Annotated in this window: 16 protein-coding genes and 2 pseudogenes; 3 read left to right on the top strand and 15 right to left on the bottom strand. The window is 56.5% G+C overall.

Translation table 11 applies throughout. From position 1 onward, the window contains the following. Positions 1–3 precede the first annotated feature (3 nt). From DHN60_RS03730 to DHN60_RS22580, 11 genes and pseudogenes are all read right to left on the bottom strand, one after another. On the bottom strand, positions 4–450 hold the full coding sequence (locus tag DHN60_RS03730; protein WP_108835955.1) for a tripartite tricarboxylate transporter TctB family protein: 447 nt from the start codon (positions 448–450) through the stop codon (positions 4–6). A gap of 11 nt (positions 451–461) precedes the next feature. Continuing rightward, complete coding sequence (locus DHN60_RS03725; protein ID WP_234423511.1) at positions 462–1,415, bottom strand: tripartite tricarboxylate transporter substrate binding protein; 954 nt, start codon at positions 1,413–1,415, stop codon at positions 462–464. Between the two features lie 93 nt (positions 1,416–1,508). Beyond that, entirely contained in the window at positions 1,509–2,282 is a 774-nt protein-coding gene (locus DHN60_RS03720; RefSeq protein WP_108835953.1) for a citryl-CoA lyase, read from the bottom strand. Further along, positions 2,279–3,463 (bottom strand): CaiB/BaiF CoA-transferase family protein, encoded by a 1,185-nt coding sequence (locus tag DHN60_RS03715; RefSeq protein ID WP_108835952.1) that lies wholly within the window; start codon positions 3,461–3,463, stop codon positions 2,279–2,281. Before DHN60_RS03715 ends, DHN60_RS03720 begins: the two co-directional genes overlap by 4 nt. A 146-nt stretch (positions 3,464–3,609) precedes the next feature. Then, the gene (locus tag DHN60_RS03710) at positions 3,610–4,026 is read right to left on the bottom strand and encodes a VOC family protein (protein WP_108835951.1); all 417 of its coding nucleotides are present in this window, start codon (positions 4,024–4,026) and stop codon (positions 3,610–3,612) included. A gap of 139 nt (positions 4,027–4,165) precedes the next feature. Further along, positions 4,166–4,645 carry a hypothetical protein gene (locus tag DHN60_RS03705; RefSeq protein WP_108835950.1) on the bottom strand — a complete coding sequence of 160 codons (480 nt, stop codon included), beginning with the start codon at positions 4,643–4,645 and terminating at the stop codon, positions 4,166–4,168. A gap of 93 nt (positions 4,646–4,738) precedes the next feature. Beyond that, positions 4,739–6,625 carry an acyl-CoA synthetase gene (locus DHN60_RS03700; RefSeq protein ID WP_108836327.1) on the bottom strand — a complete coding sequence of 629 codons (1,887 nt, stop codon included), beginning with the start codon at positions 6,623–6,625 and terminating at the stop codon, positions 4,739–4,741. A 153-nt stretch (positions 6,626–6,778) separates the two neighbouring features. Further along, positions 6,779–8,590, bottom strand: coding sequence for an ABC transporter transmembrane domain-containing protein (locus DHN60_RS03695; RefSeq protein ID WP_108835949.1), 1,812 nt, complete (start codon positions 8,588–8,590; stop codon positions 6,779–6,781). 421 nt (positions 8,591–9,011) lie between these two features. Then, positions 9,012–9,725 carry a sulfite exporter TauE/SafE family protein gene (locus DHN60_RS03690; RefSeq protein ID WP_108835948.1) on the bottom strand — a complete coding sequence of 238 codons (714 nt, stop codon included), beginning with the start codon at positions 9,723–9,725 and terminating at the stop codon, positions 9,012–9,014. A gap of 512 nt (positions 9,726–10,237) precedes the next feature. Beyond that, entirely contained in the window at positions 10,238–10,765 is a 528-nt protein-coding gene (locus tag DHN60_RS03685) for an HdeD family acid-resistance protein (RefSeq protein ID WP_108835947.1), read from the bottom strand. 140 nt (positions 10,766–10,905) lie between these two features. Beyond that, positions 10,906–11,103: pseudogene (locus DHN60_RS22580) on the bottom strand (integrase); the annotation flags it as partial. A gap of 353 nt (positions 11,104–11,456) precedes the next feature. Between DHN60_RS22580 and DHN60_RS03675 the strand changes: the two are divergent. Continuing rightward, positions 11,457–13,049, top strand: a complete 1,593-nt coding sequence (locus DHN60_RS03675; RefSeq protein ID WP_108835946.1) for a trypsin-like peptidase domain-containing protein — start codon at positions 11,457–11,459, stop codon at positions 13,047–13,049. A gap of 8 nt (positions 13,050–13,057) precedes the next feature. On the opposite strand, the gene DHN60_RS03670 is transcribed toward DHN60_RS03675, so the two are convergent. From DHN60_RS03670 to DHN60_RS03655, 4 genes are all read right to left on the bottom strand, one after another. Next, entirely contained in the window at positions 13,058–14,692 is a 1,635-nt protein-coding gene (locus DHN60_RS03670; RefSeq protein WP_108835945.1) for a hypothetical protein, read from the bottom strand. Between the two features lie 393 nt (positions 14,693–15,085). Further along, on the bottom strand, positions 15,086–15,385 hold the full coding sequence (locus tag DHN60_RS03665; protein ID WP_108835944.1) for a chaperone modulator CbpM: 300 nt from the start codon (positions 15,383–15,385) through the stop codon (positions 15,086–15,088). A 4-nt stretch (positions 15,386–15,389) separates the two neighbouring features. Continuing rightward, positions 15,390–16,301 carry a DnaJ C-terminal domain-containing protein gene (locus DHN60_RS03660; protein WP_108835943.1) on the bottom strand — a complete coding sequence of 304 codons (912 nt, stop codon included), beginning with the start codon at positions 16,299–16,301 and terminating at the stop codon, positions 15,390–15,392. Positions 16,302–16,374: 73 nt separating this feature from the next. After that, entirely contained in the window at positions 16,375–16,806 is a 432-nt protein-coding gene (locus tag DHN60_RS03655) for an Hsp20/alpha crystallin family protein (protein ID WP_108835942.1), read from the bottom strand. A gap of 212 nt (positions 16,807–17,018) precedes the next feature. On the opposite strand from DHN60_RS03655, the gene DHN60_RS03650 reads away from it, so the two are divergent. Together DHN60_RS03650 and DHN60_RS03645 are read left to right on the top strand one after the other, a co-directional pair. Next, positions 17,019–17,810, top strand: a complete 792-nt coding sequence (locus DHN60_RS03650; protein ID WP_108836326.1) for a formate/nitrite transporter family protein — start codon at positions 17,019–17,021, stop codon at positions 17,808–17,810. Positions 17,811–18,255: 445 nt separating this feature from the next. Next, positions 18,256–18,642 (top strand): annotated as a pseudogene (locus DHN60_RS03645) (transposase); the annotation flags it as partial.

Raw genomic sequence — 18,642 nt, 5'->3', positions numbered from 1 at the left:
GGCCTAACCCCCCCAGCCTTTGGGAATGGCTTGCAATGTCTCTAGGCCCAGCGCATAGCGGAAAAGCAGGTACAGGCCGATAGCCAGTCCAATGCCCACCATCACGTTAAACGTCAGGCGTGGGGTGATCAGGTAACTGAGAATCCCAGCCGCCAGAGTGGTTGGGATCAGAAAGCCCAACGGTTTCAGCGCGTAGGCGTAGGCCACCATGACAACCACTGAAATAAAGATTTTGAGGATGGCAACCGGCGCGGGCCATTCGGCCTCGTCCTCCGGTTTGAAAATCATCACGATCCCACAAAGGACCGCGACCGCACCTAACCCAATGGGAAAGGACTTTGACCCCATCGGGTCAGACAAAAAGCTGGTCTGAAGCTGAAGGGCGCTCGCGATATACGCGAGCGCCGCCAGAATCACGACCAGTCCGAAGACTCGGTCAGATCGAAGCATGTGTCAGCGCCTTACTGAATGACGCCGATTTCACGGCTCAGTTCTTCGGTATCAGCGATTACGCCGTCCACCCAGCTTTGGAAGTCGCCGCCGACTTTGGTGAATGGCGCCAGACCATTCGCAGCCATGGCTTCTTTCCACTCGGCGCTTTCAGCAACTGCGGCCAGCTTTTGGCCCCACTCGTTGAACCGGTCGTCCGAGATGCCCTTGGGCACATAAAGACCACGCCAGTTCACAGCGACCGTTTTATAGCCCTGTTCGACAGCCGTTGGGACGTCTTCAAAGCCCGGAACCCGCTCTTCGGTCAGAACGGCAAGCGCTTTGACTTCGCCGGACTTCAGGAAGCCTACGATTTCCGACATGTCACCGGTCATACCCGTGGTGAAGCCACCAATGGTCTGGGTGATCGCATCCGCGCCACCGTCCACACCGATATACTTGATCGAACGGATGTCAGAGATACCCGCCTCTTTGGCCAGCATCAGCACTTTGAGATGGTCAAAACCACCCGCTGCTGAACCGCCCGCAAAGGATACGTCGTCGCCAGCTTTGATGGCATTCATCAGGTCATCAAGGCTGTTCAGTGGGCTGTCAGCCGCCACCACGATCACGCCGGGATCGGCACCAATTGCGCCAACAAAACGCACCTGATCTGCGGTTGCTCCGCCATATGCATTCTGAGCAAGGCGTGTCGCTGTCGCTTGCGATGCAGCCACGATCAGATCGCCATCGTCATTGCGTTCGTTCACGACGCTTGCAAAGGCCAGACCACCGCCGCCGCCGGCCATGTTGGTCACCTGAACAGGTTTATCGACCTGGCCAATATCATACAGGATTTTGCCGATCTGGCGGCAGGTAAAGTCCCAGCCTCCGCCGGGGTTCGCAGGCGCAATGCATTCAGCGGCTTGGACCGCGCCAGCAGACAAAAGAAACGCGGTCGCAAGACCGGTCAAACGGGTTTTCATAGATATCCTCCCAATAGTCATTGTGCCCCCGGTTTCCGGGTGGCCTTTTTTGACTCGTCGAGAACACCAAATATACGGCTGCCTGTCCAGTGTTTAGCGCGTGTTCGGCTTTTCGTAGGTCCAGCGGTAGCTGGGCGGCGTCGGTCCCTTGTTTCGTCCGCCCTGCTGTTTCTGCTCCCATGCATGGGCGAGAATGCCGACCGAGCGGGACAGGCAGAACAGCCCCCGCGCAAGGGGCGCGTCGAACCCAAGTTCGGCGAAAACGACCGCCGTTGCGCCGTCGATATTCATCGGCACGGGCTTGCCTGCGCGTTCTGTCAGATGGGTCTCAACCGCCATGCTTATCTGGCCAAAGTGACCCTCGACCACCCCGTCTGACGCCGCATCTTGCACCAAGGCCATGAGCCGTGGCGCGCGCGGATCGACCGGTTTGTGAAAGCGATGCCCAAAGCCGGGAATGTATTTCCCATGTTCTTTGCGCCAGCCTGCGACCTCGCGTTCCAGATCACCGCTTTTGGCAATTCTGTGGTACAGTTCGACCGCCTGCTCGCCTGCGCCGCCATGCACATCGTCCAGCATGTTGACCGCGCTGGACATCGCCTGATTGAGCGATGCGCCGCACGTCACCGCCATCCGTGCTGTCGCAATCGAAGGCGCTTGTGGCCCGTGATCGACCGCGGCGACCAAAGCCGCCTCCAAAAGCTGGGCCTGTCCGTCGCTTGGCACATCGCCGCGCAACATGAGCCAGATCATCTGTGCAAAGCTTGTGTTTCCGATCAGGTCCGCGATGGGGCGTCCGCGAATGTCTATCCGCCCCGGTTCCATGTCGATGATCGAGGTGCGCCACCAGTCTGCCACGTCACTCATATTGTGCCCGCCTTTCGCAACTCGTTGATCTCGTTCGCATCCAGTCCGAGTTCCCCAAGAACCGCGTCGGTGTCTTGCCCCAGTTCGGGTGGCCCCGTGTCGACCGAAAGGGGTGCTCCGTCGATCCGCATGCCTGTTCGAAACACTTCGGCCTGACGCCCCCCTTGCAGTTCGAAATTCGCAATTTGACCCGCTGCGCGCGCTTGTTCCAACGCTTTGGGCAGGGACAGCACCCGTCCTGCTGGCACGCCGAGCGCGTTTAACTCGTCTTCCCAGACTTCTGCCGGGCGTGTGCCGAGCTTTGCTTGGATGGCTGCGTTTAGCGCTGTTCTGTTTGCCTTGCGATCCGCACGGGTTTCAAAGCGGGGATCGTCCAAGAGCGCCTCGAGACCCAGATGGCGGGCCAGCTTTTCCCATTGGTCCTGCTTGTTGGCCGCGATGTTGATGGGCCCGTTCGCGGTTTCGTAGGCGGCGGAGGGTGCAGAGGTCAGATTTTCATTTCCTGCTGGCACTGCCTCGACCCCGGCGACCAGATAGTTCGACACCGCCCAGCCCATCGTCGCCATCAGCGCATCACGCATCGAAATATCGATGACGCCGCCCGGTTCTGGCGCGTTCAGGGCTGCTGAGATCGCAAGTGCCGCCGTCAAGCCGCCGACCGTGTCTGCCACGGGCCACCCGGCCCGCAGCGGGTTCGCCTCGGGTGTTCCGGTGATCGCCATCGCCCCCGAGATGCCCTGCACGATCTGGTCATAGGCCGGACGTCCTGCCAGCGCATCGTCCTGTCCAAAGCCCGAGATCGCGCAATAGATCAGGCGCGGGTTTTCGCCGCGCAGCACGTCTGGCCCGAGCCCGAGCCCGGCCATTACACCGGGGCGGAAATTCTCTACCAGCACATCCGCCTTTCGCACCAGTTGCTTGAGCAGCGCCTTGCCGGAATCGTGTTTGAGGTTCAGCGTGACCGACTTTTTGCCCGGATTGGGGGCCAGAAACGAAATGCCCATGTTTCGCGCGCTCAGGTCTTCGTCTTGGCCCAGTTGCCGCGCGAGGTCCCCGCTGCCCGGCATTTCGATCTTGATCACCTCGGCGCCCAGATGCGCCAGTTGGTGACAGGCAAAGGGGCCAGCCAGCACGTTGGTCAGATCGAGAATGTATTTCCCAGCGAGTGGTTTGGCGCTCATGTCTGCTTCCGTCCAGTTGCACCAAAACCTAACCGCAAGCCAAACGAGTGTCGAACGTTCACACAATCCCCCATGTCACAGGGGGGTCACTCGTCAAAAGACGGATGGCCATCGCCCATGCACGGCAAAAGCCAAACCCTATCCTGCTATCCGTCGCGCCCCGGTTCGGTTGGGTCGCTCGAATACAGGGCGATCTTGTTGCCTTGGGGATCGCGCAGGTAGCTGACATAGAAATGCGCGCCGTAGTCGGCGCGAAAACCGGGCTGCCCTTCGTCACTGCCGCCCGCTGCCAGTGCGGCGGCGTGCAGGTCGCGCACCTGACGTTGGTTACGTGCTTCGAATGCGACCATCGCGCCATTCCCGGCGGAGGCTGGACGTCCATCGAATGTCGGTTTGACGTAGAAATCCGGGAAGACTGGCTTTTTGCCCTGCTCGACAGGCAGGGCAAAGCTGAGGCCTTCTGGCCCTTCTTCCAGCCCATAGTCGAGGGCGGGCAGGAATGCTGTGTAGAACTGTTTCGCAGCGGCCATGTCATCGGCCCCAACTGTGACGTAGGAAATCATTCCGCTGCGTTCCTCTTTCTGGTGGTTTGGGCGTCTCAGGTGCGATGCCGGGTTTTGTAGGTCAACGCCTGCCCCTGCTCAACCACCGATCCTGAAACACTGAACTGCGTGCGCGTCGGTTGAGGTAAAACCGGTGCCTTTACCCGACCGCTGCCTTGTGCGCGGCAAAGGTCTGGGCCAGCTGGCTGGCCTGCTGCAACCCTTGCGCCGTTTCATGCAATTCACCGGCCCCGTCAAAGAGCAACAACGTCACATGAGAGACACGGTGTTTGCGCGCAAACGCAGCACCATCGGGCGTTGTGATATCGGCCACCAGATAAGTGACCCCGCAGTCATCAAAGTCACGCAGCGCAGCACGCGTCTGTTTCTGCAAAGCGGTGCAGGTGGGACATTGGGGGTCGTGGATTTGCACGATCGCGATGTCGCCTTGACCCACGCGGGTCAAATCGTGCTCTGCCGCGTAGGCGCGGAAAGACCCCACCGCCCAAAGGCCAACGCCCCCTGCCCCGGCGGCCGCCAGAACCCCACCACCTGCCAGCTTCAGCATGCTGCGCCGGGTCGGTTCGGGTGGTGGGTTTGCGGTTTTGGATTTGCGGAGTTTTGCGCGGGATTTGGGCATCGTGTGGCGTATCCTTTTGATGCCGCCACACTAGTTCAGAAACCGATCACGCGACCCTCACGTTCGCGTCATGGAGCGAGATTTCTCAGCCGCTTACGCCGCGTTTGCAACTTCCCATGGCCGCACGAAGTCGCCCAGCACGGTCTGCACCGATGATTGTGTTGCGCCGTTGAGTTCCACCTGCGCCACAAGCCCACGTTTCTTGTCATCAATGACAGAGGTTACGCGCGCCTCAAGCTCTGCTTTTTGCAGGGCTTCGTTGTAGGTACGGGTGATGGCGTCGCGACGCAGGTCGGGTTTGAAGACCTTGCCCACAGCCGTTTTGGGCAACTCATTCATAATGGTCATATGCTTGGGGTGGGCCGCACGCTCGTGCACGGTCTTGGCGCAAAACGCCATCAACTCGTCCGGCGTGACAGAGACCCCGGCCATCAGTTCAACATAGGCGCAAGGCACTTCGCCAGCGTGAATGTCGGGCTGGCCGATGGCACCTGCAAAGGCGACGGCCTCGTGGCCAAGCAGTGCTTCTTCGATTTCGGCGGGGTCGATGTTGTGGCCACCACGGATGATCAGGTCCTTGGCGCGACCCGTGATCCAAAGATAGCCGTCGGAGTCGATACGCCCCAGATCGCCGGTGCGCAGGAAATCGGTGTTGTAAAAGAGGTCTTTGTTCTTATCCACCTCGGTATAGGTGTGCCCCGAATAGACGCCGGGGTTGGACACACAAATCTCGCCGATCTCGTCGATGCCTGCCTCGATCGGACCTTCGGGCGTCCCTTTGTAGATTTTGACGCCAGTGTAAGGGACCGGGATGCCAACCGAGCCGATCTTTTTCTCGCCGTCGAGCGGGTTGAGCGAGACGACGCAGGTCGCTTCGGTCATGCCGTAACCCTCGACCAACGTCACGCCTGTGGCCTTTTCAAACCGTTTGAACAGTTCTTGTGGCAACGGGGCTGAACCAGAGAAGGCCGTTTTGATCGACGAGATGTCGGCGTCGATAGGCCGCTGCATCTTGGCCGAGATCGCAGTGGGCACGGTGATGATAAACGTCACCTTCCAGCGTTCGATCAGCTTCCAGAAGTTGTCAAACACGCCATCGCCGCGATAGCCCTGCGGCGTTGGGAACACCACATGCGCGCCGGAGGCCACCGCGCCCATCAGGATCGGGTGGCATGCAAAGACGTGGAACAACGGCAGCGGGCACATCACCACGTCCTGTTCGGTGAAGAGCAGGCGATTGGCGAGCCATCCGTTGTAGATCAGGCCGGAATACTTGTGTTGCGCGACCTTGGGCATACCCGTGGTCCCGCCAGTGTGGAAATAGCAGGCGACACGATCTTCCTGCACATCCTCAAATTTGAGGGTCTTGGGCTGCTGGTCCACTTCGGCGTTGAAGGATTTGTAAGAGACCCCCGGTGCCTTTTCCATTTTGGGGCGGATCAGCGGGATAATCAGAGATTTCAGGCCAGAGACGTGCGCAAGCAGATCAACCTCAAGCACGGTTTTAACATTGGGTGCCAAAGCGACAGCCTTGGCGGTTTTTTCGGCCACATCCGTTTTCGGGAAAGCGCGCAAAGTGATGACGACTTTGGCGTTCGTTTCGCGCAGGATCGCGCCGATCTGTTCGGCATCCAGCAGCGGGTTGATCGGGTTCACAATACCGGCCGTGGCCCCGCCCATTAGCGCAATCACGGTTTCCGTGGCATTGGGCAGAATATAGGCAACAACGTCCGTCGGGCCGACCCCAAGATCGCGCAGCATGTTGGCACATTGGGTTGTGCGATCCTTGACCTGCGACCACGTCAGCGTGTCTGCCTTGGATTTTGGATCCGAGAATATCTGGTAGCTGATCGCCTTGTGGGCCGGGAATTTCTCTGCCGTGTTGCTGAGCATGCCATAGAGCGTGGTGGCAAAGTCGCGGTCTTCCCACGGCATTTCATTCTCGATAGCGTCGCGATCCGCGATCCCGGCAAAAGTCATGTGCATCCTCCCTGACGCGCCTTCTTCAGTTCCGGGCGCATGTTTTTTCACTGGCCAAGATGCGGTGGTTGATCGTGATCTGCAAGGATTACAAGGCCGTCAGGGCCGCAAAGACGCGGCGTCAGTTGTCATGACCCAAGGTCACAAACAGCTTTATTCGGCTGCGATCCCATCGGTGAATTGCAGGCGGGCAAGGCGGGCGTAAAGTCCGCCTTCGTCGACCAGTGCGTCGTGGGGGCCTTGAGCCACGATGCGACCCTGATCCAGAACGATGATGCGGTCTGCTTTTTTGACGGTCGCCAGACGGTGTGCCACGATCAGAGTCGTCCGCCCTTTGGCCAGTTTGTCCACTGCATCCTGCACCGCCCGTTCGCTTTCTGCATCCAGCGCACTTGTTGCCTCGTCCAGCAGCAGAACCGGGGCGTCGCGCAAAATGGCCCGCGCGATGGCGATGCGCTGTTTCTGTCCGCCCGACAGCATCACACCACGTTCACCCAGCGGGCTGTCATAGCCCTGAGGCAAGGCCGAGACAAAGTCATGCGCGGCAGCGGCTTTGGCGGCGGCCTCGACCTCTTGTCGTGAGGCACCCGGACGGCCAAAGGCGATGTTTTCCGCCGCAGATGCCGCGAAAATCATTGGGTCCTGCGGCACCAGCGCGATGTTCTGGCGGAATGTCTCGCGTTCGAGCGTTGCCACGTCGACCCCGTCCAGCCGGACGTGCCCCGACTGCGGATCATAAAACCGCAAGAGCATCTGAATGACGGTGGTTTTCCCTGCACCCGATGGGCCCACAAAGGCAACGGTTTCGCCGGGCTGAATGTCAAAGCTTGTACCATCAAGTGCTGCGATCTTGGGCCGTGCGGGATAGGCAAAGTGCACGTCTTCGAATGTGATCTGCCCCCGAATGGGTTGCGCCAGCTCAGCAGGAGTGTCGATGTCGCGCACCTCGTCACGGGTTTGCAACAACTCCACCAACCGTTCCGTGGCCCCGGCGGCACGCTGCAACTCTCCGATGATTTCGGACAAGGCCGCAACGGACCCCGCCACCATCACCGCATAGATGACAAACTGGATCAGTGCACCCTGCGACATGAGGCCCGCGCGCACGTCATTTGCCCCGATCCAGAGCACGCCAACGATGCCCGAAAAGGTCAGGAAAATCACGATCACAGTCATCAGCGCGCGCGTTGTGATGCGGCGTTTGGCAGAGCCATAGCTGGCCTCGGTCACGTCCGAGAACATGGCGCGACTGGCCGCCTCATGGGTAAACGCCTGCACGGTTTGCACCGCGCTTAGTTGTTCCGAGGCCCGGCCCGAGGACGCCGCAATCCAGTCCTGGTTTTCGCGGCTAAGCACACGCAGTTTCCGCCCCAGCACAAGGATCGGGACAACCACCGCAGGCACGATCAGCAGCACAAGCCCGGTCAGCTTGGCCGAGGTCAGCAGCATCAATGCAAGGCCACCGATAAAGATCAGAAGATTGCGAAGAGCAATTGAAACCGAGGAACCAATCACACTGAGGATCAGCGTTGTGTCGGTTGTAATGCGGGACAGGACTTCGCCCGTCATGATGTTTTCGTAAAAACTCGGCGACATGCCGATCACCCGGTCAAACACCGCCTTGCGGATGTCGGCCACCACCCGTTCACCCAGCCGCGTCACCAGCGCATAGCGTACACCTGTGCCAACCGCGAGCAAGCCCGCGATGCCGATTGCAGCCATGAAGTAGAGGTCGAGGATGTGGGGATCTTCGGACCCGAAATTGTCGACCACACGGCGTACGGCCAACGGCAAAGTCAGCGAGACAATCGCAGTCGTCACCAGTGCCAGAAAAGCCGCGATCAATAGCGGCCAATAGGGCAGCACAAAGGGGGCGAGTTCCCGCAAAGCTCCGATCTTCTTGGACTTCTCACGCTCTTCATTGCCCGAAGGGGGGGGCGTTTGAGGGGTCGTGGTGTCACTCATGCGGACCTCGGAGTTGCGTATTGGGGTGCAGATGGCCGAATTGGCTGCATAAGGTCAAGTGGACAGGCCACCGCAGGGGACTAAAGTGGAGGTGTTTTAAAAGATTGGAGCGGGCGACGAGACTCGAACCTGCGTCAATCGCTTGGACGGATTGTGTTTCGTTTTTTGACAGTCCTTAAGTCAGCGACTTTCGCCAAACGTGTTCAAAGGTGCCCGACCCTAAACGGCTCAGTTCGACCGGGCACCTGGGTTTTTAAGGAGTGATCCCGGCTTTTTGTGTGCGTCCAATTGCGGTCAGTGATGTGCGGACAATGCTCGCAAAGTGTCGAAACCTTTGCCTCGTTTGGCGCGAGCGGTTCTACAAAAAGTCAGAATATGCTGATCAAGGCCACGAACAATCCTGAGGCTCAAGTTGCGGGTCTCAGATTGCTCGGAAAATGAGACCGATGGCCATCCCAACGAGCATGAGGATTAGGGCAAGACGAAATGCATCTTGCGAGAGCCGTTTACGAACCCTTTCGCCCAATGAGAGGCCTACAAATGCGCAAACCGTGCCCAAAACGGATAGGATTGCGGCGTCTAAAGTAAATAAACCCAATTTGCCCAAGCCAAAGGCCATGATCACACTTGAGAGAGTGAAAGAGCAGTTGATCGCCTGCAAAAACAGATTTCGGTCAAGATGAAGCGACATGAGAAAGGGCATTGACGGCATGACTTGCGACCCGGTCACACCGTTTGTGACACCTGTCAAAAAACCGCTCACCGGCCCCAAACGGCGCTCCCATGTCGCGGACAGCCTGAAATCCGGTTTGGCGTAAGCAAATGCACACCAAAGCAGCAACACAGACCCCAGTATCCCACCTGCCATGAGGCCGTCTATTGTGGTCAGGAGCCATAGTCCTACCATCAAGCCGGGGAGTGTTGTTAACAGCATTGGCCAGAAGCGAGCGAGCGTTTCTTTGAAGCGCCCGGCTTGACGCATGACGATCAAATTGGTCGAGAGCGACGGGATAATCAGGAGCGGAAGGGCTTCCTTTAAACCGACCGTCAGGGTGAGAAATGGCAGACACACTGTTGAGAACCCAAGACCGGTGACGCCCTTGGCCGTGGCTGCAAACAAATAGGTCGCGAAAATGGCCGCAACTTGCCACCCGGTGTAGTCTAGATTGAAATCCAGTTTCGGCTCCTCACTTTAGCGATCCAAGCAATTGTGCCCAACGGGTCAAGCGCCATCTTTTTGAGTGCATCAGTCGCGGCCTTGGCTCCTTCCGCTGCGATTCCCGCTGCCGCCATCAGGCCGGTCTGCCGCCGCAGAACCATAAGATGGCGGTGCGGGATCAAAAGATCACGCCCGTACCAAAGGGCGCCAATCAAAATTGGCCGCGATGCCGATTGCAAAGAACCAAGTCGAAAGCGACTTCTCGGTCGGGTTTTCAGTGGTCATACCGCCGCACGGTTCATGCTGTTCCCTTGAAGTTCCATTGCGCGTTGGAGCCGATTTCACAAACCGAGCACGTGAGACCATCGTTGAGTCACTGATGCGATGCTTGGCGGTGAGGGCTTTGGGCGTTTGACCCAGAGAGCATTCCAAATACTAGGCCCGCAATTTGGCTTGCGGGCCTAGTGGGGATAATCGGCAAGCCGACTTTAGGCGTCAGCGGCCGCATCTCCATCGCTGCTGAAGGCCATCGCAAGCGCCGAGACGCCATCAGACAAAAGCTGTACACCCAGAAGTATTCCGAGCGCCGATACAGCCGATACTGGCCAATTCATGAAGATGATTATGCCGATGGCCAATGACGCAATGCCCGACACAAGAACGAGCCAGAAGAAGCGGCGATCTTCCAACGCGAATGACAAGATCACTTTGGAAATGCCGCCTGCAAGGCAAAGAATAGCAATCATAGTGGTAAGTGCCATCATTCCCTGTAACGGATGCCCAAGTATCGTGATACCAAGGTAGACAGCCAATGCGCCAAGCAAAATTGTCCATATTTTTGAACCCGCACCTTCGACACGGAATCCGGCAAACACTTGCAACACACCAAACAAAATGAACAGCCACGCGACCATAACCGTAGCTATGCCGCTGGCGAAAACTGGGTTCATCAGCGCTATCACCCCACCAACAATTGACAGTAGCGCCATCAGTATCCACAAGAATTTATTGCCCATTTTAGCATCCTCCTATTTTGGTTACTCGATGAGGCACGAAGGGTGCGGCGAAGGCAACTTTTTGCGTCCTTGGGTCCACCTAAATTCGAAATCTGTGTTGTATCGGCACTGCGCGCCGTTGCCACTTTGGGCTCTCCGACAACGAGATTGGCAACCTTCAAGCAGACAAGATCACAGCCGCGCAGCCTGCTGTTGATCGCAAGTTTGAACAAAGCCAGATCCCGAAGATTGGCAGCGAGTTCGAGCCGGGCGCGGATGGCCCAGACCTGCTTTGGCAGCAAAGGGCGCTTCTGACCAACCGGCTGTTCCTTGTCCCAGGTTTTGTGCTTTGGTTTCACAGCGGGGAGTTAAATTTTGGACAGAAGTTTTCCTCAATCCGTCCCTCCCACTCCTGGCGTCAACACTGTGTTGACTGGGTAAACCTACGCCACGAAACGCCTTTGGCGGGATGGCGGTCGAAATTGTTAAAAGAAAGAATTTTGGCAAGTCCAGGTTTCTCCATTGCCAGCAGTCCTGAGCGATAAGAAGTGACCCTGCATTATCTGGGGCACTGCATTGCTCCACTCCGCCATCAAATTTCTGTATGGTTTTTTGCGTCCGCCTTCGACGGCCAGAAACCAAAATTTTGTGGACCATAGCCGGGACGCTCGGTATCATGAACTGCACTCTATCAGAGATTTAGAGACCGAACATGGACCGGTCGTACGCACAATCGGAAAGCTCAAAAACGGCGCCGGATGAGAATGTGGCGCGAGCTTTTCTGGAAGGTTTAACCGGCCCATCCAAGGGAAAAACATACTGGCTTTCCAGCGATGTTTTGTCGACCTTAGTCGGCTCTGACAGAGTTTTGCGTATCAACGCAGGCACAACGCAAGCAGATGATCTGGACCTGGTGGCTGTCCTGAAGTGGGATCGTGATACCTATTCGATCGAGGGGGTTGGCGGCAAATCTGTTTGGGTAAACGGGCACCGAATAGACGCAGTTCACCTGATGCATGGCGACATGATCGAATTCGATGCGCATGGACCGATGGCGCGTTTTCGTTTGTGTGAGCAGTCATTTCCCAAAAGATGGCCCATCGACGAAATTGTCAGCGATGCCTGGACCTACGCACGGAGCAGCAGGCGTCCGTTGCCTCGCCGCATATCTTTCGCTGTGGGCGAGAGCTTGCGGCGAGCTGCTGTGCAAACGACTTACTATTTCCGGCTTTCGGTCATCATTGTCCTATGCGTGATCACTGTATTTGGGATTTATCTTTACCGAAGCGACCAGCAGATACAGCAGGCCTTGGAACGTGACGCGCACCGGATCGAGGCTGTTACCATCATGCTTGCGCAGACCCGTGACAATGCACTGTCTGAGGATGACCTGGTTGCGCTACAGCAAAGGCTTGAGAGTCGCCTGGAGAGAAACACGAGCCGGCTTGGAGTTCTTGAAGAACGCTCAGACGCAGCCGCGCGCGTTATCGCAGAGTCAGTTCCTTCCGTTGCATTCGTTCAAGGCGCCTTTGGTCTGAGGCATATTGAAAGCGGTGAGATGTTGAAGCAGGTGCTGAGTGCAGACGGACAAGTGCTCAGAACACCATTTGGCCAGCCCAGGCTCGACCCTTTTGGTAACGGAAATCCTGGCGAGTTTCAGTTCACCGGCACAGGCTTTCTTTTGATGAACGGTCAGCACATCGTGACCAACAGACACGTTGCCTTACCTTGGACAAGCAAGGAACAGGCTCAAGCGTTTGAGGCGTCCGGTCTTGTGCCTGAGATGCTCAGGTTGGTCGTTTATTTCCCGGGGATCACAGGTCCAATCGAGGCAGAACTGGTTGGTCATAGCGAAACAGCGGATCTTGCGGTTTTGTCAATTGCACCGTCCCACATAGAAGGGCGTGGGCTTTCCCTGTCAGACAGTCCGACCCGCGTTGGAGAGGAAATTTACCTTTTGGGCTACCCAACCGGATTAAAAGCGCTTCTTGCCCAAGCTGGAAATGACTTTATCAGCTCCATCCGCACAGAGGGCGAAGTCGATTTTTGGATTGTCGCAAGCCAACTGTCCAAGCAGAACCTTATCAATCCACTTGCGAGCCAAGGGATCGTTGCCCAGGTGAGTATGGGTGCAGTCACTTACGATGCTGAGACCACCGTAGGCGGCAGCGGCGGCCCGGCATTGAACCGGCATGGCCATGTGGTGGCCGTAAACGCGGCCATCCTGCCAGACTTCGGTGGATCAAACATAGGGGTGCCGGTCGCGCATCTGGACCAGCTCTTAAACGATGCCACCAACAAATAGAACGAAGCCTATTCCTTGGTGCGCAAGCGCGACTGCTGGACAACGAAGATGGTGATCAGCGGCAATGCTACCGTGAGGCTCCCCACTGTGATCAGCAGTTGTCCCAACTGGCTGTAATCTGCGATCGACAGAACCTCTCCGGTTGCCGGATCAACAGAGGATCGGGTGATGACAAAGACCTCGTTGAGGTATTTCGAGCCAAGACTGCTGGCGGATAACGCCATATTGGTAAAAGAGGCCATGACGGCGAAAAAAGTAGCTTTCAGGTGCGGCGGTGCGTTTCGCGCGATCCAAGCCAGCATCGGCACCATAGCGACCTGGCCAAGAGGCGACTCGATGGCTGTATCGAGAATTGCAATGAACCTTGCGTCCACGACCCCCCCTGTGTGCGCAGAAGTCCATTCGTGCACCCCGTAATAGAGCGCGAGGTTGGGGAGCGATAAAACCCCCGCAGCGAGCGTCAGAACAACCACGACATAAGCAATGGACTTGCGGGCCATCAACGGCCGAAGAACGATCAACCCGATCAGGGCGAGAAGCGATGTGATAAAGGCCAAGATGGCGAGGAACTGTTCGTCAAAACCCAACTCATCAATCTCGAACCAAGTAAGCCCTGGACCGGGCAAAGGCACAGCCCGAAAAACGAAGATAATGATGGCTGTCCCAATCAGTACATTTGCCTTTGCAGTTGGCAATTCCTTCATCAGTTGGGCAATGAGATAGGCGATGATGATGAACGACACCGAAAAAATCGCTTCCTGCGCGTAGTCAAAGGAGCTGGTGCCGAGCAGGATGCTGAAAATAACAAAGGCCAAACCACCACCTAAGATCGGCCAACTGACTTCCGTTTCGACCTCTGGGCCTTGCAGTGTCTGCCCACGTGACCTTTGTCGCCGCTGGATCACCGCGTGCAGGACCGTACCGCTCAATGACAGGACGGGAATGATAAGCGCGGTTAGATATACGTTTCCGTAAAGTCCCAGACGCGCTGCGTCGCTGATATCTTCGGCGCCAGAAAACACCCAGATGTTAACAGCAGCCACACTTGCAAACCCCGAAATAATAGCAATGCGCCCGAGAGTTTGCATCGTGGTATGCAGCGCGCGTGCGTCTTCTTCGCTGTACGGTCGGCCTTTCTCATCTTTCTGTGGCACCGCCTCGACTGTCATAGCGTCGGCGACCACGTCTTGGATGGCGTATCCGGACGGCGCCAACATCAAGGCAACCACGTACCAGGTCGCAAGTGGCATTATGTCGTCCATCTGCCCAGGCGCCGAGACCAGCGCATACATTATGAGCAAGGATCCCGTAATCAATGATGCCCCAAGCAGGATCAGCAGAGCCTTCCACCGCCAGAACAGGTCGACCACATGTCCCATCGGCATCTTCAGTATCCACGGCAACCCAGCCCAGAAGGCCAATCCGGCAACAAAGGAAGCAGAAAGGTCCAGATATTCCTTGAGAAAGAAGGCGCCAACGACTGATGTCAGGCCGGAAACGCCAGCAGCGAAATACACCATCAATGGCGGCAGGTAAGACCAGCGCATCTGTTTGGCCAGATCCAAGAAGGTGACCTGCCACCAAACGGTCAGCCAACTGTGTTCGTTCTCTGAATTGCCGTTCTCAGTAGGGATGGCTGTCATATTCCTTGGTCATGATAGAACCTGCAGCAAAGAGTAGGAAACTGCTTAAACCTTGCTCTGCGATTGGGGAAGCACCGGTAAAAACGAGCAAGAGAGGAGCCGCAAACACGGAGAGCGAAACACCTATCAAAACAGTTGTCGATATGCCCATGTAAAGCAGGGTTTTCCTTGATACGTTTTGCAAGCACGTCAGCCCAGCGAACGGGGTGTCGGGCAATGTGCTGCGGTTGCAATTCCAAAGTGTCTGCCAGATTGTTCCAAGTTCATCACTTTGAAGCAGGCGGTGGTGCCTCCGATAGCGGTGCGTCACAGCATCTGTGATGCTGCACCAGTCTGACCCGCTTGCGTACACCGTACCTGCGGAAGCTTCTGAACTCCGGCACATGCTAATCCCTAAACCGCTTCCGCTTTCATGAGTTCGCGCAACAATTCCTCGCGTTCCTCCAACAGATCTAGCACCATCGCAATACCTGGGGTGTTCAATCCCAGATCGCGTTGCAATCGACGTGCTTTCTTTGCCCTCACGATGTTGACGCCGTAAAAGTTCCATTCCTCAAAGGAGTTGCCTCTGGGATCAAGCACACCGTGCTCGACAAGCTCGATCACCCAAGCTTCATTCACATTGCAAAAGCGGCAAAGTTCGACCGATGTCAGGCAGTCGAGTAATTCGCTGTTAGCGCGTGCTTTTTTCATTTCCCTATCCTCCCATTGCGCGGCGTGGGTTAAATGCCGTCTCCTGCGCCATCGCTTCATAAAGTTCGGCCTCTTTTTTCGAGACGACTGGCGGGTTCACGATGAGCAGTTTGGCGTAAAGATCACCTGGGGGCGAAGATGGCAGCCCCTTTCCTTTGAGCCGGAGTTTCTGGCCATTGCGCGCGTTTTTAGGGATCTTCAGATCGACCTTTCCGTCTGGCGTTGGCAATACAATTTTGTGCCCCAGCGCGGCTTCCCAAGGTGTAACCGGCAGCTCCAGGTACAAGTCTCTGCCTTCGGGGCGATAGACCGGATGCGGCTCGAAATGGACTTCCAGATAGAGGTCTCCGATCGCATCAGACGCCTTGATACCTTCACCGCGCAGGCGGATGTTCTGCCCTTCTAAAATGCCCTTCGGAATCCGAACTTCGATGTCACGCTCTGTGATGACGACTTCGCCGTTCTGCGTGATGTGCGGCACTTGCAGTGTCAGCTTGCGGGTAGCTCCGGTGTATGCCGCGTCCAGCGGCACATTTATGCGCGCATGTTGATCCGAAAACCTCCTGTTATTCCCAGCATCTGACGTGTGGCGGCGGGCTCCCTGAAAGTTGCGCAGGATTTCTTCGAAATCACGCATGTCTCCAGCCCCCGGATGCGAGAACCCAAAGCCTCCCTCCCAATTGGGCGACGAAGAGAAGTCGGGCTGCGGTTCCGGCGCGTCATAGGCTGCACGCTTTTCTGGGTCCTTCAGCACATCATATGCTTCATTGACCTTTTTGAACGTTGCTTCGGCCTCTGGACCTTTCGCGACATCAGGATGGTACTTGCGCGCCAGCTTGCGAAACGCACGTTTGATCTCATCGTTGCTTGCCGTGCGCGATACTCCCAGAGTGTCGTAGTGGGTCGCTTGTGCCATCAGCTACCTTCTTTTGATATTGTGCCTTACTGGCCGGGATGCTCGCAGCGCGAGCCCACGGCCACGAGTTGGGTCAAGGTTTTGAGATCGCGATCTTTTGCGACTTGTTCTTGTCTTCAAGAACAAGTCTCGGGACAGTCACTTCGAGGACACCGTCCTTCATGGATGCCTGGGCTTTCCCCCCATCAGCATCTTCAGGCAATTGGAAACTTCTGCTGAAGGCGCCGTATTGCCGTTCGCTGAAATACCAAGTGTCGCCCTTCTGTTCGCTTTCGGTTTTCTTTTCGCCTCTGATGACCAGCGATCCGTTGTGAACCGAAAGGTCTACGTCGCTTTCCGATACGCCCGGAAGCTCCATGCTAATGGTATAAACGTCATCATTACTCGATGCGGCACTTGCTGGCTTCAGCCAATCCGCGACCCGATGCCCCAAGGTTCGCAGTGGTTCAAACAAGGGGTCGTAAAGCGAAGGCCAGCGGCCATATTCTGCGTTCTTCTCAACCATTAAATCCTCCTATTTTCATGACATGACTCGAACCGATGCTGTGCTGGTGTTGCTTCTCCCAAAAGTCTGCACGCAACATCTTTTGGTCCCACTCAGGGTATCGGCTTTGTCAACTATAGGCGATTTTCAACGCAACGAATTGACCCTGATCAAAGCTGGACAAGGCCGAATTCCGGTAAGCTGGCAGGCAAGGCCAATTGCAGGGTGATAGATTGAAAAACACATCGTTTCTGGACGCCCATACTCCGGCACATATAGCGGAACTGATTGAAGTCGCAGGTGTCAACAAAGCGAAACTGCCCGCAGCGCAGATGCTGGTACTTGCTGGCCTTGCAGGAGTTTTTATCGGTTTCGGAGCAGCCGCATACACCATGGTCATGACAGGAGTGGACCCGAGCTATGGCCCCGCAAGACTATTGGGCGGTATTGTCTTCGCTCTCGGCTTGATACTGGTTGTTGTCGGAGGCGCGGAGCTTTTTACGGGCAATGCTCTGATGGTCATGGCCGCTGTCGACAAACGCATCTCTGTCAGGCGTTTGGTTCGCAATTGGGTGGTCGTTTATCTCGGGAACCTGATGGGGGCGATGGCGTTGGCTTTGTGTTTTGGTCTGTCGGGAATATTGGACCAACCGATGGGCGAGACCGCAGTCAGGATTGCCGACGCAAAGGGCGCTCTTTCATTATCCGAGGCGTTCGTGAGAGGCATTCTGTGCAATGCATTGGTGTGCCTTGCAATTTGGCTTGCATGCGCTGCGCGCACTGCTGCAGGGAAAATCCTCGCCATTCTTTGGCCAATTTCAGCATTCGTTCTGATGGGGCTAGAGCACTCAGTTGCGAATATGTACTTCTTCCCGCAGGCTTGGGCTGCGGGCGGAACACTTCCGATGAGCGCTGCTCTTTTCAATATATTTTGGGTCACAATCGGTAACGTGGTCGGTGGCGGTCTGGGCGTCGCACTGGCCTACCGCTTTGCATATCTCGGCACTAATGCGGATTTGAGTTAATCGACCCCAGCGGTTTGTTGATTCCAAAAATCGATCCGACGGAAAGTTGTGGGCTGTGGTTAGAGAATTTGCGGCGGAGAGCGGGGAATAATCGAATACCGCGCATCAAACGGGTTTGCAGTGAAAAGACTGTTTGGGATCACCATTGCAGATAAATCAGACGGTCGGGTGGATATTGGCGGGATACCATGATTTCACGACGACGTCTTCTTTGCACCGGTACTGCTGCGCTCGCATTGTCGACGTCGACATCTCCAGGCCTCCGACATCCAAGAACCCAACTATGTACCGGCCCGTTCCAGTCTCCGTGCGAGGGGTTTCAGCACGCTAAACCCCACGATGGCCACACATAAATTGACTGTCTGACGTCAGCGCTTATGGGTCCAAATAGGGCAAATTGCTAAGAGAGTGTTCTTGGCTCATCGTAACCACCGAGGAGTGGAAGATGAGACAGACCAATGGAACACGCAAAAGCTCAGGCGAGAAGATCGTCAAAGACATCAAACGAGCGACCCGCAAGCATTACTCGTCCGAAGAGAAGATCAGGATCGTCCTGGACGGTCTGAGGGGCGAGGACAGCATAGCTGAGCTGTGTCGTCGTGAGGGTATCTCTCAAGGCATCTATTACAAATGGTCCAAGGACTTCATGGAAGCGGGCAAGAAGCGGCTGGCAGGCGACACAGCCCGCGCTGCGAACACTGACGAGGTTAAGGATCTCCGCCGTGAAGCCCGCGATCTGAAGGAAGTGGTTGCTGAGCAAACGCTGGAACTCCGCTTGCTCAAAAAAAGCATGCTGGGAGATGGGGGCGACCACGAATGAGGTATGCTGCAT

It is taken from the genome of Tateyamaria sp. Alg231-49 (genome assembly GCF_900143535.1).
Lineage (GTDB): Bacteria > Pseudomonadota > Alphaproteobacteria > Rhodobacterales > Rhodobacteraceae > Tateyamaria.
The sequence above is the reverse complement of the archived record's forward strand: the minus strand, read 5'-3'. Positions and strand labels throughout refer to the sequence as shown.

Bases quoted from the DNA above. Each gene is read 5' to 3' on its own strand.
- DHN60_RS03730 (WP_108835955.1), bottom strand. From the start codon at position 450: ATGCTTCGATCTGACCGAGTCTTCGGACTGGTCGTGATTCTGGCGGCG.
- DHN60_RS03725 (WP_234423511.1), bottom strand. From the start codon at position 1,415: ATGAAAACCCGTTTGACCGGTCTTGCGACCGCGTTTCTTTTGTCTGCT.
- DHN60_RS03720 (WP_108835953.1), bottom strand. From the start codon at position 2,282: ATGAGTGACGTGGCAGACTGGTGGCGCACCTCGATCATCGACATGGAA.
- DHN60_RS03715 (WP_108835952.1), bottom strand. From the start codon at position 3,463: ATGAGCGCCAAACCACTCGCTGGGAAATACATTCTCGATCTGACCAAC.
- DHN60_RS03710 (WP_108835951.1), bottom strand. From the start codon at position 4,026: ATGATTTCCTACGTCACAGTTGGGGCCGATGACATGGCCGCTGCGAAA.
- DHN60_RS03705 (WP_108835950.1), bottom strand. From the start codon at position 4,645: ATGCCCAAATCCCGCGCAAAACTCCGCAAATCCAAAACCGCAAACCCA.
- DHN60_RS03700 (WP_108836327.1), bottom strand. From the start codon at position 6,625: ATGACTTTTGCCGGGATCGCGGATCGCGACGCTATCGAGAATGAAATG.
- DHN60_RS03695 (WP_108835949.1), bottom strand. From the start codon at position 8,590: ATGAGTGACACCACGACCCCTCAAACGCCCCCCCCTTCGGGCAATGAA.
- DHN60_RS03685 (WP_108835947.1), bottom strand. From the start codon at position 10,765: ATGGGCAATAAATTCTTGTGGATACTGATGGCGCTACTGTCAATTGTT.
- DHN60_RS03675 (WP_108835946.1), top strand. From the start codon at position 11,457: ATGGACCGGTCGTACGCACAATCGGAAAGCTCAAAAACGGCGCCGGAT.
- DHN60_RS03670 (WP_108835945.1), bottom strand. From the start codon at position 14,692: ATGACAGCCATCCCTACTGAGAACGGCAATTCAGAGAACGAACACAGT.
- DHN60_RS03665 (WP_108835944.1), bottom strand. From the start codon at position 15,385: ATGAAAAAAGCACGCGCTAACAGCGAATTACTCGACTGCCTGACATCG.
- DHN60_RS03660 (WP_108835943.1), bottom strand. From the start codon at position 16,301: ATGGCACAAGCGACCCACTACGACACTCTGGGAGTATCGCGCACGGCA.
- DHN60_RS03655 (WP_108835942.1), bottom strand. From the start codon at position 16,806: ATGGTTGAGAAGAACGCAGAATATGGCCGCTGGCCTTCGCTTTACGAC.